The sequence below is a fragment of the Streptomyces sp. NRRL F-5727 genome, from assembly GCF_000719555.1.
Lineage (GTDB): Bacteria > Actinomycetota > Actinomycetes > Streptomycetales > Streptomycetaceae > Streptomyces.
On record NZ_JOGX01000013.1, the window covers coordinates 121148 to 135045 of the forward strand.

Genomic DNA, 13898 nt, shown 5'->3' on the forward strand with positions numbered 1-13898 from the left:
GACTGGAGGCGACGGCGGGAGGAACGCCATGCGGAACCCCTTCGGGCGCGCGGAGCAGCACCCCGCACCGGACACGGAACCGGAACCGGACGCCGGTCCCGGCGCGGATCCGGGCGGCCGCGGCCGCGCCGGCCGGCGCCGGGCCGCCGGGCTGCCGCGGTCGCTGCTCGCCGTCGTCCTCGGCGCGCTGCCGGTACTCGTCTTCCCCGCTCCCGGCCTGTGGTGGGCGGCGTACGTCTGCCTGGTGCCGTGGATGATGCTGGTGCGGACGGCCCCGGGCGCGCGCCGCGCCGCGCTGGACGGGTGGTGCGGCGGCGTCGGCTTCCTGCTGGCCGTGCACCACTGGCTGCTGCCGAGCGTCCATGTCTTCCTGCTGGTGATGGCGGCGCTGCTGGGGCTGCTGTGGCTGCCGTGGGGGGTGCTCGTACGGGCGCTGCTCGGCGGGGCGCCGACACCGGCGCGGGCCGCCGCCGCGCTGTGCGCGGTGCCGTCGGGGTGGCTGCTGATCGAGCTGGTGCGGTCGTGGGAGGGGCTGGGCGGGCCGTGGGGGCTGCTGGGCGCGAGCCAGTGGAACGTGCCGGTGGCGCTGCGTCTGGCGTCGGTGGGCGGGGTGTGGCTGGTGAGCCTGCTGGTGGTGGCGGTCAACACGGCCGTGGTGCTGCTGGTCGCCGTCCCGGGGCTGCGGGCGGTGGGTGTGGCGGGGCTCGCCGCCTGCGCGCTGGTGGCGGGGACGGCGGCGTGGGGCGTCGGGGTGCCGCGCCCGTCCGGCGCGGTGCGGGTGGCGATGGTGCAGCCGGGGCTGCACGGCGGGCCGGGCGGGGCCGAGGCACGGCTGGACCGGGCCGTCGAGCTGACCCGCGGCCTCGCCGGGCAGCGGCTCGACCTGGTGGTGTGGGGCGAGAGCGGGGTGGGCCGGGACCCGTCCGGCGATCCGGAGCTGACCGCGCGGCTCACCGCTCTCGCGCGGGCGGTGGACGCGCCGGTCCTGGTGAACGTGGACGCGCGGCGCACGGACCGTCCCGGCATCTACAAGAGCGCGCTGCTGTTCACGCCCGACGGCCCGACCGGTGACCGGTACGACAAGATGCGGCTGGTGCCGTTCGGCGAGTACGTGCCGGCCCGGGGGCTGCTCGGCTGGGCGACGTCCGTGGGCAAGGCCGCGGAGGAGGACCGGCGCCGGGGCACGGAACCGGTCGTGATGCAGCTGCCCGAGGACGGGCGGACGCTGTCCGTCGGCCCACTGGTCTGTTTCGAGTCCGCGTTCCCCGACATGAGCCGCCGTCTGGCGCGGGACGGCGCCGACGTGATCGTGGTGCAGTCGGCGACCAGCACCTTCCAGCGGAGTTGGGCACCCGCACAACACGCCTCGCTCGCCGCGCTCCGGGCGGCGGAGACGGGCCGCCCGGTGGTGCACGCGACGCTGACCGGGACCAGCGCCGCGTACGGCCCCGACGGCGAGCGCGTGGGACCGCCCGTCGGCACGGACACGAGCGGCGCCGTCGTACGGGAACTGCCCCTGTCGGAGACGACGACGGTCTACGCCCGCTGGGGCGACTGGCCGCTGTACGGGGCGTTCGTCGTCGTCGGCGCGGTGTGCGCGGCGGCGGGCGGCGGGGCGCTCAGGCGGCCTGCTCCAGGGCGTCGCGGACGACGCGCTCGCACAGGGCGTGGGTGAGCAGCGCGTCGCGGGCGCTGAGCACCCGGCCGTCGCGGACGGCGTCGAGGAAGGCGAGCACGGCCTGCTCGATGCCGCGCTGGCGGGCCACCGGGACCCAGTCGCCGCGTCGGCGGACGGTGGGCTGGCCCTTGTGGTCGACGACCTCGGCAAGGTTGAGGACCTGGCGCTTGGTGTCCTGGCCGGAGACCTCCAGGACCTCCTCGGTGGAGCCGTTCATCCGGTTCATCATGCCGATGGCGGTGAAGCCGTCGCCGGAGAGCTGGAGCACCACGTGGTGCATCAGGCCGTCGCGGATCCGGGCGCGGACGTCGATGTGGTCGGCCTCGCCGGGGAGCAGGAAGCGGAGGGTGTCGACGACGTGGATGAAGTCGTCGAGGACCATGACGCGCGGGTCCTCGGGGAGCCCGATGCGGTTCTTCTGCAGCAGGATCAGCTCGCGCGGGTGGTCGAGGCACTGGGCGTAGCCGGGGGCGAGGCGCCGGTTGAAGCCGACGGCGAGCGAGACGTTCCGCTTCTCGGCGAGTTCGACGATCCGCTCGGAGTCGGCGTACGCGTAGGCGAGCGGCTTGTCGACGTAGGTGGCGACGCCGGCGTCGAGGAGGCGGCCGGCGATCTCGGCGTGGGCGGCGGTGGAGGCGTGCACGAAGGCCGCGTCGAGCCCGGCGGAGAGCAGCGAGTCGAGGTCCCGGTGGCGGCGGGTGGGCGGCAGGTGGAGGGTGTCGGCGACCCGGTCCAGGGTGGCGGGGGTGCGGGTCTGGAGGTGGAGTTCGACTCCGGGGAGGGTGGCGAGGACGGGCAGGTACGCCTTCTGGGCGATGTCGCCGAGTCCGATGCAGCCGATCTTCACGGGGTGTCTCCCTCTGCGGTGCTCCGACGGCCCCTGGCTCACGGGCCGTTCCCGCAGGTCAGCTTACGCGGGACGGGTCGGCGTCGAGCGGCGGACGCCAGTCGGCGATGCCGTCGAAGCCACGGAGGACGAAGCCCGGTCCGAAGCGTGAGACGGTCCGGACGAGCGTGTCGCGCAGGGCGACGGCGGGGCGGGCCGAGACGAGGGTGAGGGCGCCGGTGCGGGCCGCCTTGCGGACGATCGCGGTGGTGCGGGGCAGCCGGTCGGCGGTGTACGCGGCGAGGTCCCGGCCCGGGTCGAAGGCGTCGGGGGTGCGGGCGTGGTGGGCGAGCACGACGGCGTCCTCGACGGCCTGGTTCCCGCCCTGTCCGAGGGAGGGCATCATCGCGTGCGCCGCGTCGCCGAGGAGCGCGGTGCGGCCCTGGTGGTAGGCGGGCAGCGGGTCGGTGAGGTGGTGCACGTCGTGCCGCAGGACCGCGTCGGGGTCGGCGGCGGCGAGGATCTCGGGCACCGGGTGGTGCCAGTCGCCGAAGAGCCGGAGGAGTTCGGCGAGCTCGCTGTCGGGGGCCTGGGCGCCGGCGGGCGCGGCGGCCATGGCGTACGCGTAGATCCGGCCGTCCTTGAGGGGCTGGGTCCCCCAGAGGCGTCCGGCGCCCCAGGTCTCGTGCGGGGCGAAGGGCTGGGCGGGGGCGGGGATGACGAGCCGCCAGGTGGTGCAGCCGGAGTAGCGGGGCCCGGGGTGGGCGGGGAAGAGCGCGGCGCGGGCGGCGGAGCGGATCCCGTCGGCGGCGACGACGAGTTCGGCCTCCAGGGTGCCGTCGGGGGTGGTGACGCGGGCGGGGGTGCCGGCGTCGCCGGGGTGGTCGAGCGTGGCGGGCGCGCCGGTGCGGACCGTGTCGGCGGGCAGGGCGGAGACGAGGAGTTCGACGAGCGTGGCGCGGTGGAGGAGGACGAGGGGGTCGCCGAAGCGGGCGGCGGCGGCGCGGGCGTCGGTGCGGGCGAGCCAGCGGCCGTCCGGGGAGCGCATCCCGCCGGCGCCCTGCCAGGCGGCGAGCGCGCGGACGCGGTCGCCGAGGCCGATGACGTCGAGGGCGCGCAGGGCGTTGGGGGCGAGGCCGATGCCGGCGCCGACGGGGGCGAGGTCGGCGGCGCGTTCGAGGACGGTGACGGCCCAGCCGCGTCGGTGGAGGGCGACGGCGGCGGTGAGGCCGCCGATGCCCGCTCCCAGGACGACGGCACGGTGCTGCGGCATGAAGGCTCCCTCGGGTCGGACGGATCGGCCGGGCAGGGACGACGGCGACCTCGGCCCGGGGCGGGTCGGGAACGCCGGCGACCACCGGAACTACAGCTGTAGTCGGCTGGACGCTCCGACCGTACTACAGGTGTAGTCGGATGGCGATGGGTAGGTTGTCCCCATGACCGCGCGCACCCAGGAACCGGCCGCCCCCACTCCCCCGACCCGCGCCGAGCGGATCGGCGACGCGGCGCTCGACCTGCTGGTGGAGCGCGGGATGCGCGGGCTGACCCACCGCGCGGTGGACGAGCGGGCCGGACTGCCGCAGGGCTCGACCTCCAACCACGCGCGCACCCGCCAGGCCCTCCTGGAGACGGCGGTGCGCCGGCAGGCCGAGCGCGAGGCGCAGGTCCTCACGCCGGACGAACTGCCGCCGCCCGGCGCGGGCCCGGCGCTCCTCGCGGACGCCCTCGCGCTCGCGCTGCACCGCTATCTGACGGACCACCGGGCGCTGCTGGTCTCCCGCTACGAGCTGGCCCTGGAGGCGACCCGCCGCCCCGAGCTGCGTGGCTTCTTCGACCGGACCGGCTCGGCCTTCCACGACCCGGTGACCGCGATGATGCGCGGCGCCGGTTCGCCGACGCCGGAGCGGCACGCGCTCTCGGTGATCGCCTGGTGCGAGGGGCTGATGTTCTCCTGCGCCGCCGGCTCGTTCCACGCGGCCGTGCCGAGCCGCGCGGAACTGCGGACCGGCTTCGACGAGTTGCTGCGCGGAATGCTCACCGGGCCGTCACGCTAAACCGCTGGCGCCGGCCCCGGTGGTCCGCCACGATGCCCCATATGACCACCGATCACACCGCCGTACCCGAGCGCGTCTGGCCCGCCACCACGACGGGTGAGCGCCAGGCACTGGAGCAGTGGCTCGAGTTCCATCGCGCGACCCTCGCGATGAAGTGCGCGGGCCTCACCGACGAGCAGCTGCGCGCCGTCTCGGTCCCGCCCTCCGAGCTCAATCTGCTGGGCCTGGTCCGCCACATGGCGGAGGTCGAGCGCGGCTGGTTCCGCAAGGTCCTGGGCGGCGAGGAGACCGGGTGGCTCTACGCCACCGACGAGGACTTCGACCGGGACATCCACACCACCGACGGCGACACCTACGAGGAGGCGTACGCCACCTGGCAGGGCGAGATCGCCCACGCCCGCGAGCTCGCCGCCCGCCACGACCTCGACGACCTCGGCGCGGGCGCCCACCACCGCACCGGCGACCTGATCAACCTGCGCTGGATCTACCTCCACATGATCGAGGAGTACGCGCGGCACAACGGCCACGCCGACCTCATCCGCGAGCGCATCGACGGCGCCACCGGCGCCTGACCGGTCAAGGAGGGTGACCGGACGCTCACCCGTGCGGGGCATTCCCCGCCGGTAGGGGTTCGAAGATCGGCGCCGGACCAGCAGAGTGGCGCGGGTGCACCGAACCCGAACCCCCGCGCGCCTCCTGGCCGGGGCGGCCGTCGCCGTCGCCCTGACCGGGTGCGTGGCCGTCGACGGGCCGCCCCCGGCGCCCGCGCCGGCCCCCGCGCCCACCACCGATCCCGTACGCCCCGTCCAGGACGTGGAGCCGCAGATCGTCCTCCAGGGACCGGCCCGGGAGGCGCTCGAAGCGGCCCTCCCGTCCCCGGCCCCGACCACCGCCCCGCCGCGCGGCGAGACCCGCCGCGCCACCGGTCACGCCGCCCCGTCCCGTACCCCCTCCCCCGAGCCGTCCGCCCGCGCCACCCGGCGCCCTGCGGCCCGGCCCGAGGCGGTCCGGCCCCCGCGGCCGCCCGTGCCCGAGGTCCGGGAGCTGGAGCGGGTGGCGGAGCAGTTGCGGGAGGCGCCCCCGGTCTCCCGGAAGGACGTGTGCGACCTGGGCGAGCGGTACGGGGGCTGGGACCCGGCGAGCGTGCAGGCCGGGCTCTGCCGGGACACGTACGAGCGGTGAGCCCCGCCCTCACCCCTCGCGGAGCCGCCGGTCCAGGTGCTCGATAGCGGCCCGGACGCCCCTCCCGTACCGGTCGTCGTCGAGGGCCTCGGAGGCGGCGCGGGCCCGTTCGAGATGGGCCCGCGCGGCGTCCGGCCGGCTCAGCTTGGCGTAGTCGGCGGCGAGGTTGAGGTGGAGCGAGGGGTAGAGGGCGCGCAGGGCGGCGGCCGAGTCGTGCGCGGCGAGCCGTCCGTCCTCCAGGCCGTCGGCGGCGCTGAGGGCGCGCAGGTCCCACGCCAGTTCGGTGTCCGGGTCGTCCTGGGTGTCCGCCAGGTAGTGGGCGAGGGTGCAGCGGTGCAGCGGGTCCCCGTCGGGGCCGAGCTGCTGCCACAGGACGCCGAGGCGGTTGCGGGCCTCTTCGCGGTCTCCCCCGTGGAGCAGCATCCTGGCCTGCCCGATCCTGGTCAGGACGGCCTCGTCCGACGTCCGCTGCTGCTCGGTCACCGCGGCCTCCCGGCGCTCGCACTGCGTGGAGCTCCGACGCTAACCGGCCGCGGCCCCGATCCCGCCGAGGCTCAGCCGAGGTCGGGGATGCGCCAGTCGATCGGCTCGTGGCCCTGGGCGGCGACGGCCGCGTCGATCTGGGTGAACGGCTTGGAGCCGAAGAACTTCTTCGCCGACAGCGGCGAGGGGTGGGCGCCCTTCACCACGACGTGCCGCTCCTCGTCGATGAGGGGGAGCTTCTTCTGGGCGTAGTTGCCCCAGAGGACGAAGACGGCCGGGTCCGGCCGGGAGGCGACGGCCGTGATGACGGCGTCGGTGAACTTCTCCCAGCCCTTGCCCTTGTGCGAGTTCGCCTCGCCGGCGCGGACGGTCAGGACCGCGTTGAGCAGCAGGACGCCCTGCTCGGCCCACGGCATCAGATAGCCGTTGTCCGGGATCGGGTGGCCCAGCTCGGCCTGCATCTCCTTGTAGATGTTCCGCAGCGACGGCGGGGTCTTCACCCCGGGGCGGACGGAGAAGCACAGGCCGTGGCCCTGGCCCTCGCCGTGGTACGGGTCCTGACCGAGGATCAGGACCTTCACCTTGTCGTACGGCGTGGCGGACAGGGCCGCGAAGACCTCGTCCTTCGGCGGGTAGACCGGTCCGGCGGCCCGCTCCTGCTCGACGAACTCGGTGAGCTGGGCGAAGTACGGCTTGGCCAGCTCGTCGCCGAGGACGCCCCGCCAGGACTCGGGCAGCATGTTGATGTCGGTCACGGTCCACAACCTCCGGTGGTTCGGCAGTTCCACCACGGAACCTACCGGGGCCCACTGACATCGGGCCCCGGCGGGCTCCCGCGGCGGCGGCTACCAGCTGGCCCGGCGGTGCAGCTCCCACAGCTGCATGACGGTCTGCGGGTCGAGCGCGCGCTCGCCGCCGCCGATGTCCTCACGGGCCGCGATGTACAGCTTGCCCTGCCACAGGGGCAGCAGCCGCACGTCCTCGACCATGATCGACTGAGCCTCCTCGAACTCGTCGCCGACGGCTCCGCGGTCGCTCTCGCGGCGCGACTTGGGCAGCAGCTCGTCGGTGATCCGCGGGCTCAGGTAGGGCGTGCCGAGGACGTTCTTCTTGCCGACGAAGGGGGCGACGAAGTTGTCCGGGTCCGGGAAGTCCGGGAACCAGCCTCGGCCGAAGACGGGGTACTCGCCCTGCTGGTAGGCGGCCTGGTACTCGGTCCACGGCTTGCCCTGGACGGTGACCTTGAAGAGGCCGGACGCCTCCAGCTGGCGCTTCAGCTCGGCGAACTCGGCGGCCGTCGAGGAGCCGTACCGGTCCGTCGTGTACCAGAAGCTGAGCTCGACCTTCTCGGTGATGCCCGCCTCGCGCAGGATCTTCTTCGCCTTGGCCTTGTCGGGGTGGCCGTAGGTGTCGAAGAACTTGGTGGTGTGCGCGGCGATGCCCTTGGGGACCATCGAGTACAGCGGCTCGGCGGTGCCCCGGTAGACCTTGCTGACCAGTTCGTCGCGGTCCACGACCTGGGCGACGGCCCGGCGGACGGCCGGGTCGGCGACCGACTCGTCCTCGGTGTTGAAGACCAGGTAGCGGATGTCGGCGCCGGTGGACTCGACGAGCTGGAGGCCCTTGTTCGCCTCGTCGTCGTCCTGGAGCGAGGTCACCTCCTCGGCGGTCAGACCGCGGTAGGTGGCGTCGATCTCCTCGTCGCGCAGCGCCTTGACCATCGCCTCCGACTGGTCGAAGTACTTGATGGTCACGCCGCCGTTCTTGCGGTCGGCGAAGCCCTTGTAGTTCGGGTTGCGGGACAGCTCGGCCTGCTTGCGCACCTCGTAGCCGTCCAGCACGTACGGGCCGGAGCCGGCGATCTTGCCGTCCTGCTTGCGGAGCTGGTCGGCCGGGTACTCGGCCGGGTCCACGATCGACATCGCCGGGGTGGCGAGGACGAAGGGGAAGGTCGCGTCGGCCTTGTTCAGCTTGAAGACGACCGTGCGGTCGCCGACCGTCTCGATGGTGTCGAGCGAGCCGAGCATGCCGTTGGGGCCGCCCTCGGCGTCGATCGTGCGGATGCGCTCGATCGAGTACTGCACGGCCTTGGCGTCGAGCTTGTGGCCGTTGGAGAACGTGAGCCCCTCGAGAAGCGTGCATTCGAAGACCCGGCTGGACGTGTCCGTGAATTTGCATTCGGCCGCGTCCGGCTTCGGTGTGGTGCTTCCCGTCGGGAAGCTCACCAGGGTCTGGTAGACGTTCCTGAAAAGCTCCCAGGAATTGTCCCAGGAAGCCGCGGGATCGAGTGTCGTGGGAGAACTCGTCGTCCCGATCGTGATCCTCTGCTCCCCGGCGGACTCGGTATCCGAGAAAACACCGCATCCGGATACCAGGGATATGGACGCAAGGGCTGCAGCGGCCTGCAGACTCGTCCGGTTGAACACGTGCACGCTCCTCGTTCAGCCTGGGGTCGGCCGACGATACCGCAGTACCCCGCCAGGTCAATGGGTGAGCCCGGCGGGGCACTTGAGACGATCGATAGGCAACCGGGGCCAATCCGGACAGGAAATCCGGAGAGTGTCCGGTTATCGGTCACCCGACTCCGGCGTTCAGGAAAATGCCCCCGTCGACGACGAGCGTCTGACCGGTGATCCATCCCGCCTGGTCCGAGGTCAGGAAGGCGGCGGCGCCCCCGATGTCCTCCGGCACGCCCAGCCGGCCCATCGGGTAGGCGGCGGCCGCCTCGGCCTCCCGGCCCTCGTAGAGCGCCTCCGCGAATTTCGTCTTCACGACGGCGGGCGCGATGGCGTTCACCCGGACCACCGGCGCGAATTCGTGCGCGAGCTGCTGGGTCAGATTGATCATCGCGGCCTTGCTGACCCCGTACGCCCCGATGAAGGGGGAGGCGGAGATTCCGGCGACGGAGGCGATGTTCACGATCGCGCCGCCGTTATCCTTCTGCCAGGCGTGCCAGGTCCGCTGTGCGAATCCGAGCGCCGAGACGACATTCGTCTCGAAGACCTTGCGCGCCACGTCCAGGTCGAGGTCCGCGATGGGCCCGAAGACCGGATTCGTACCGGCGTTGTTCACCAGGTAGTCGACACGGCCGAAGGCGTCCATCGCGGCCGCCACCGCGGCTGCCTGGTGGGCGGTGTCGTGGGCCTTGCCGGCCACCCCGACGGCCCGGTCGGACCCGAGGCGCTCCACGGCCTCCTTGAGGGCGTCCTCGCCGCGCCCGGTGATGACGACCCGGTCGCCGCGGGCGACGAGCGCCTCGGCGATCCCGTAGCCGATGCCCCGGCTGGCGCCGGTGACGAGTGCGACCCTGCCGGAGAGCTCCGGCGGCTGCTGTGCGGTCATCTCGCGCTTCCTCTCTCGCCGCGCCGGGTCAGTTGAGCGGGCCGCCGGCCACGTACATGACCTGGCCGGAGACGAAGCCGGCGTCGTCGCCCGTGAAGAAGGCGATGGCGTTGGCGACGTCCTCGGGGCGGCCCACCCGCTGGACCGGGATCATGGAGGCGGCGGCGGCCTGGAACTCCTCGAAGCCCATGCCGACGCGCTCGGCGGTCTGGGCGGTCATCTCGGTGACGATGAAGCCGGGGGCGACGGCGTTGGCGGTGACGCCGAACTTGCCGAGCTCCTTGGCGAGCGTCTTGGTGAAGCCCTGGAGGCCGGCCTTGACCGCGGAGTAGTTGGCCTGGCCGCGGTTGCCGAGCGCCGAGGAGGAGGAGAGCGAGACGATCCGGCCGAAGCCCGCGTCCACCATGTGCTTCTGACATGCCTTCGCCATCAGGAACGCGCCCTTGAGGTGCACGTTCATGACGAGGTCCCAGTCGGCCTCGTCCATCTTGAAGAGGAGGTTGTCGCGGAGGACGCCGGCGTTGTTGACCAGGATCGTGGGCGCCCCGAGCTCGGCGACGACGCGGGCGATCGCGGCCTCCACCTGGGCGCCGTCGGAGACGTCGCAGCCGACCGCGAGGGCGCGGCCGCCGGCGGCGGTGATCTTCTCGACGGTGTCCTTGCAGGCCGCCTCGTCGAGGTCGAGGACGGCGACGGCGCGGCCCTCGGCCGCGAGGCGGATCGCGGTGGCGGCGCCGATGCCCCGTGCGGCACCGGTGACGACGGCTACGCGCTGCTCGGTGGTGGACATGCTTGCTTCTCCTCGCCCTCAGGGTTCCCGGGCTCTCTCCCGGGCTCATGAGCGACCGCTTAGTATCGACCGCAGGACGAGACGCTAGAAGCCCTGGCACCCGGTGTCAACGGCCCACCGGGTGCACCCTGTCACTCCGCCGTCACACGGCGGACGGGCGCCCTCACCCGTCCGAGGAGAAGCGCCGCCCGGCGGGCGAGAGCGCCCGGTGGACGAGACCGGCCGGTGGACGAGCCCCGGTGGACGAGCCCCGGTGGACGAGCCCGCCCGGTGGACGAGACCGCGCGGCACGACGGGCTAGCGGACGAGCAGATCCAGCAGGCGCTCCACCTCGGCCTCGGGGTCGCCGGTCAGGCCGGTGTGGACCGGGCCCGGCTGGACCACCGTGGAGCGCGGCGCGATCAGCCACCGGAAGCGCCGCCCGGCGTCGTCCTGGGCGGCCTGCCCGGCCGCGTCGCCGCCCAGGCAGACGCCCTCCACGGCGCGCAGCGCCGCGCGGACGCCGGTGACGTCGGCGGCCGGGTCGAGCGCGGCCAGCTTGGCCTCGTCGAGGTGGGTGCGGGCGGCGACGAAGGAACGCGCCCGGCAGTAGACGACCACGCCCGCGTTGAAGCACTCGCCGCGCTCGACGCGCGGCACCACGCGCAGCAGCGCGTACTCGAAGACATCGCGGTCGGTCACGTCGTGCTGTCCTTCTGGCCGGGGCGGGGGGCGAGGCGTTCGGCGAGCCAGCCGGGCGGCTGCTGCGGCCGGCGGTCGGTGCGCGGACCGAGGGTGATCCGCTCGTGGATGGTGGCCGCGCGGGGCAGCAGCGCCTCCACGTAGGCGGCGCGCACCGCGTCGGTGGAGTCGAAGCCGGGCTCGTCCACCAGCCACTCGTCGGGCACGTCGGCGGCGACCTCGTCGAGCAGCTCCCGGGTGACGAGCGGGGCCAGCTCGGCGGCAGCGGCGGCGACGTCCGGGGCGAAGGGCGCGAGGGCGTGGTCTGAGGCGTCGTACGGCCTGGCGGCGGAGGCGGCGGCGCCCGCCCAGTTGTGGTGCCAGATCATGGTGGCGCCGTGGTCGATGAGCCAGAGGTCGCCGTGCCACACGAGCATGTTCGGATTGCGCCAGGAGCGGTCCACGTTGTTGACGATCGCGTCGAACCACACGACCTTCCCGGCCTCCGCCGGGTCCACCTCGTAGGCCAGCGGGTCGAAGCCCAGCGAGCCGGGAAGGAAGTCCATGCCGAGATTGAGCCCGCCGCTCGCCTTGAGCAGCTCCTGCACCTCCTGGTCGGGCTCGGAGAGCCCGATGACCGGGTCGAGCTGGATGGTGACCAGCTCGGGCACGCGCAGCCCGAGCCGCCGGGCGAGCTGCCCGCAGATCACCTCGGCGACGAGGGTCTTGCGGCCCTGACCGGCGCCGGTGAACTTCATGACATACGTGCCGAGATCGTCGGCCTCGACGATCCCGGGGAGCGAGCCGCCCTCACGCAAGGGCGTGACATAGCGGGTTGCTACGACCTCTTGCAGCACTTTCCCAGGCCACCCATCTCTTCAATCTTGTAATCGATGGTGCCGCGCCCCTTGCCACCGGCTTCCGGCACGAAGTGAGCATAAACCGCGCGTGATCACAGGAGAGGAGTGCCACAGCCCGCGGGCCAGGACACGTGTGGTCGCCGCGGCGGTCATCCGCGCTCGGTGGCGGCGGAGGCCGGCGACTTCAGCGCCCTCCGGGCGTGGCTCTCGACCGTACCGATCGGCAGACCGAGGCGCCGGGCGATCTCGTGGGCCGTGATGCCGTACGGCCACGGCCCCAGGTTTCCGCGGCGGGGACAGTACCGGTGGGAGTGCAGCCAGACCTGCGTGAACCCGTGCGGGGCGACGTCCTCCGCGTCGTGGACGTCGACGCAGCGGTGTCGGACCCAGCGCAGGACATGGGGGTACCAGTGTCTCCGGATCGATCCGGGGAACGGAGAGCGGTCGCGATGCCGACCGCCGTAACGGGTCCCTCGGGACGAGGCGGCAGCAGAGAGGTGCCCACCCGGCCACGCGGGTCACGCCGTCCTCCCGGGCGCCAACCGTCGGCCTCCGGCCGGGGGGTTGGCGCGGCGGAACGGCGCCGCGCGCCCTGGCCATCGGCCGGGTGCGCGGCGCCGTCGTCCGCGTCGGGGATCAGAGACCGGGATGCCCCGTCTCGTCGCGCTCGTAGTTCGCCAGGGCGAGACCGAGTGCGAAGAACGTGGGCGCCCATTCCCCCACGAAGATCCCCCAGCGGTCGGCCCGCTCGAGGTTCTCGCGCTTGCTGGAGGTCAGCCAGGTGGCGAGCGACAGTCCGATCGAGCCGACGGCGGCCAGATACGCGTGCTCGCTGCGGACTCCGGCGTCGTGGAGCTTCTTGATGATCATCGAGTGACCTTCCGGTGAGAGCGGTCGACGGGGACGAGGCCCTCGCCCCTGCCGGGACGGTGCGGCGCGACCGTTCGGGGCCGGTCGCCGTCACACGGGGAGTTCGTTCGCCCGGTCGTGACCGGATGCGAAAAGAACCGATAGAGGTCGTTTGGGTGCCCGTCGGTCACGTCGACGCCACCGGCCTGTCGTGACCGCGGTGGAGGCGTCGCGTTGACGGCGCGGCGCAGCAGCAGCCGGAGGCCCGGTCGCCCGCCGGGTTCGGCCGGTCGTGTGGTGCGGCGGGTCCGCGCATCCGAAGAGCGCGGTCACGGCGTAGAGGGGGTGATGGTCCGTTCCCTCCCCGGAGGTCACCATGCACATCCTCATCGGACTGATCGTCGTCGCCGTGCTTGTGGCCGGGTTCGCCCTCGGCATCCGTCTGCAGCGGGGAACGACGCCCCCGCCCCTCCCGCACGAGCAGCCCCGCCGCCCCGCGACCGACCGTCTGCCGGGAGAGATCTCGGAGTTCCGTCGCGCCGTCGCCGTTCCGCATCTCGACGGCGCACGGCGGCTCAGCCCCTACCAACTGTGGGGACGGACGGAGCGTGTCACCGCCGCCGACGACGACTGAGGCGGGGCCTCGCGTCACGTCGGGCCGCCGCGCGCGCGGCGGCCCGACTGCCGCTCTGGGGGCCTCAGGGCGTCACGCACCGGCCGAGGTCTCCGCCGACCCGGCGGGCCGTGCGGATGTCCGCCGGTCGGGCCCGGCGCGCCGGATGGTGTCGAGGACGTCGGCCGTGCGGGCCGAATGGACGCTGTGGTATGAGCAGCGCGTGCGAACGGTGACCCGACCCGTTCGGGGCGGGGCGCATCCCGATCGCGCCGGAGAGGGAAGTACGGGACTGATCCGTCCACCGCACCACGAGGATGTGTCCCGTGTCCGATCAGCACGATCCCGCCCCGTACGACGCCCTGCTGCTGTTCTCCTTCGGCGGCCCCGAGGGTCCGGACGACGTCGTCCCGTTCCTGGAGAACGTGACGCGCGGCCGCGGCATCCCCAGGGAGCGGCTCCAGGAGGTGGGGCAGCACTACTTCCTCTTCGGCGGCGTCAGCCCGATCAACGGCCAGAACCGCGCCCTGCTCGACGCGCTGCGGACCGACTTCGCCGGGT

17 protein-coding genes are annotated in these 13898 nt (G+C 73.4%); 6 read left to right on the forward strand and 11 right to left on the reverse strand.

Features of this window, described 5'->3' with window-relative positions; genetic code table 11:
* Positions 1 to 28: 28 nt before the first annotated feature.
* On the forward strand, positions 29 to 1675 hold the full coding sequence (gene lnt / locus IF73_RS0112860; RefSeq protein ID WP_078868041.1) for an apolipoprotein N-acyltransferase: 1647 nt from the start codon (positions 29 to 31) through the stop codon (positions 1673 to 1675).
* Here lnt and IF73_RS0112865 read toward each other — a convergent pair.
* Together IF73_RS0112865 and IF73_RS0112870 are read right to left on the reverse strand one after the other, a co-directional pair.
* Positions 1620 to 2525 (reverse strand): Gfo/Idh/MocA family protein, encoded by a 906-nt coding sequence (locus IF73_RS0112865; RefSeq protein ID WP_031006892.1) that lies wholly within the window; start codon positions 2523 to 2525, stop codon positions 1620 to 1622. The genes lnt and IF73_RS0112865 overlap by 56 nt on opposite strands.
* A 58-nt stretch (positions 2526 to 2583) precedes the next feature.
* The gene (locus tag IF73_RS0112870) at positions 2584 to 3777 is read right to left on the reverse strand and encodes an FAD-dependent monooxygenase (protein ID WP_031006895.1); all 1194 of its coding nucleotides are present in this window, start codon (positions 3775 to 3777) and stop codon (positions 2584 to 2586) included.
* 163 nt (positions 3778 to 3940) lie between these two features.
* Between IF73_RS0112870 and IF73_RS0112875 the strand changes: the two genes are divergently transcribed.
* The 3 genes from IF73_RS0112875 to IF73_RS40405 all read left to right on the forward strand — a co-directional run bounded on the left by IF73_RS0112875 (position 3941) and on the right by IF73_RS40405 (position 5740).
* The gene (locus IF73_RS0112875; RefSeq protein WP_031006897.1) at positions 3941 to 4558 is read left to right on the forward strand and encodes a TetR/AcrR family transcriptional regulator; all 618 of its coding nucleotides are present in this window, start codon (positions 3941 to 3943) and stop codon (positions 4556 to 4558) included.
* 32 nt (positions 4559 to 4590) lie between these two features.
* The gene (locus tag IF73_RS0112880; protein WP_107049241.1) at positions 4591 to 5130 is read left to right on the forward strand and encodes a DinB family protein; all 540 of its coding nucleotides are present in this window, start codon (positions 4591 to 4593) and stop codon (positions 5128 to 5130) included.
* A gap of 94 nt (positions 5131 to 5224) precedes the next feature.
* On the forward strand, positions 5225 to 5740 hold the full coding sequence (locus IF73_RS40405; RefSeq protein WP_234338220.1) for a hypothetical protein: 516 nt from the start codon (positions 5225 to 5227) through the stop codon (positions 5738 to 5740).
* Positions 5741 to 5749: 9 nt separating this feature from the next.
* Here the strand turns inward: IF73_RS40405 and IF73_RS0112890 are convergent, their stop codons facing one another.
* From IF73_RS0112890 to IF73_RS0112925, 9 genes are all read right to left on the reverse strand, one after another.
* Entirely contained in the window at positions 5750 to 6223 is a 474-nt protein-coding gene (locus IF73_RS0112890) for a hypothetical protein (protein WP_031006902.1), read from the reverse strand.
* Positions 6224 to 6294: 71 nt separating this feature from the next.
* On the reverse strand, positions 6295 to 6978 hold the full coding sequence (gene ung / locus IF73_RS0112895; RefSeq protein ID WP_031006904.1) for a uracil-DNA glycosylase: 684 nt from the start codon (positions 6976 to 6978) through the stop codon (positions 6295 to 6297).
* Between the two features lie 90 nt (positions 6979 to 7068).
* The gene (locus tag IF73_RS0112900) at positions 7069 to 8649 is read right to left on the reverse strand and encodes an ABC transporter substrate-binding protein (RefSeq protein WP_031006907.1); all 1581 of its coding nucleotides are present in this window, start codon (positions 8647 to 8649) and stop codon (positions 7069 to 7071) included.
* 148 nt (positions 8650 to 8797) lie between these two features.
* The gene (locus IF73_RS0112905; RefSeq protein WP_031006909.1) at positions 8798 to 9565 is read right to left on the reverse strand and encodes an SDR family oxidoreductase; all 768 of its coding nucleotides are present in this window, start codon (positions 9563 to 9565) and stop codon (positions 8798 to 8800) included.
* A 28-nt stretch (positions 9566 to 9593) separates the two neighbouring features.
* Positions 9594 to 10355, reverse strand: coding sequence for a 3-oxoacyl-ACP reductase FabG (gene fabG / locus IF73_RS0112910; RefSeq protein ID WP_031006911.1), 762 nt, complete (start codon positions 10353 to 10355; stop codon positions 9594 to 9596).
* Between the two features lie 297 nt (positions 10356 to 10652).
* Positions 10653 to 11036, reverse strand: a complete 384-nt coding sequence (locus IF73_RS0112915) for a DUF3037 domain-containing protein (protein ID WP_031006913.1) — start codon at positions 11034 to 11036, stop codon at positions 10653 to 10655.
* The gene (locus IF73_RS0112920) at positions 11033 to 11872 is read right to left on the reverse strand and encodes a HipA family kinase (RefSeq protein WP_324616078.1); all 840 of its coding nucleotides are present in this window, start codon (positions 11870 to 11872) and stop codon (positions 11033 to 11035) included. Before IF73_RS0112920 ends, IF73_RS0112915 begins: the two co-directional genes overlap by 4 nt.
* Before the next feature lie 152 nt (positions 11873 to 12024).
* A complete protein-coding gene (locus IF73_RS42835) occupies positions 12025 to 12297 on the reverse strand; it encodes a sigma factor (protein ID WP_078868044.1) in 273 nt (90 codons plus the stop codon).
* A 214-nt stretch (positions 12298 to 12511) separates the two neighbouring features.
* A complete protein-coding gene (locus IF73_RS0112925; RefSeq protein ID WP_031006916.1) occupies positions 12512 to 12745 on the reverse strand; it encodes a hypothetical protein in 234 nt (77 codons plus the stop codon).
* Between the two features lie 355 nt (positions 12746 to 13100).
* Between IF73_RS0112925 and IF73_RS0112930 the strand changes: the two genes are divergently transcribed.
* Together IF73_RS0112930 and IF73_RS0112935 are read left to right on the forward strand one after the other, a co-directional pair.
* Positions 13101 to 13358: a DUF6479 family protein gene (locus IF73_RS0112930; protein ID WP_051716727.1), complete on the forward strand. Its 258-nt coding sequence runs from the start codon at positions 13101 to 13103 to the stop codon at positions 13356 to 13358.
* A gap of 305 nt (positions 13359 to 13663) precedes the next feature.
* Positions 13664 to 13898 (forward strand): ferrochelatase (locus IF73_RS0112935; RefSeq protein ID WP_031006921.1); only part of this gene is annotated, 235 nt, incomplete at its 3' end.

Excerpts from the sequence above, each read along its gene's own strand:
- IF73_RS0112870 (WP_031006895.1), bottom strand. The coding sequence starts at position 3,777 with ATGCCGCAGCACCGTGCCGTCGTCCTGGGAGCGGGCATCGGCGGCCTC.
- IF73_RS0112875 (WP_031006897.1), top strand. The coding sequence starts at position 3,941 with ATGACCGCGCGCACCCAGGAACCGGCCGCCCCCACTCCCCCGACCCGC.
- IF73_RS0112925 (WP_031006916.1), bottom strand. The coding sequence starts at position 12,745 with ATGATCATCAAGAAGCTCCACGACGCCGGAGTCCGCAGCGAGCACGCG.
- IF73_RS0112905 (WP_031006909.1), bottom strand. The coding sequence starts at position 9,565 with ATGACCGCACAGCAGCCGCCGGAGCTCTCCGGCAGGGTCGCACTCGTC.
- fabG (WP_031006911.1), bottom strand. The coding sequence starts at position 10,355 with ATGTCCACCACCGAGCAGCGCGTAGCCGTCGTCACCGGTGCCGCACGG.
- IF73_RS0112880 (WP_107049241.1), top strand. The coding sequence starts at position 4,591 with ATGCCCCATATGACCACCGATCACACCGCCGTACCCGAGCGCGTCTGG.
- IF73_RS0112930 (WP_051716727.1), top strand. The coding sequence starts at position 13,101 with ATGCACATCCTCATCGGACTGATCGTCGTCGCCGTGCTTGTGGCCGGG.
- lnt (WP_078868041.1), top strand. The coding sequence starts at position 29 with ATGCGGAACCCCTTCGGGCGCGCGGAGCAGCACCCCGCACCGGACACG.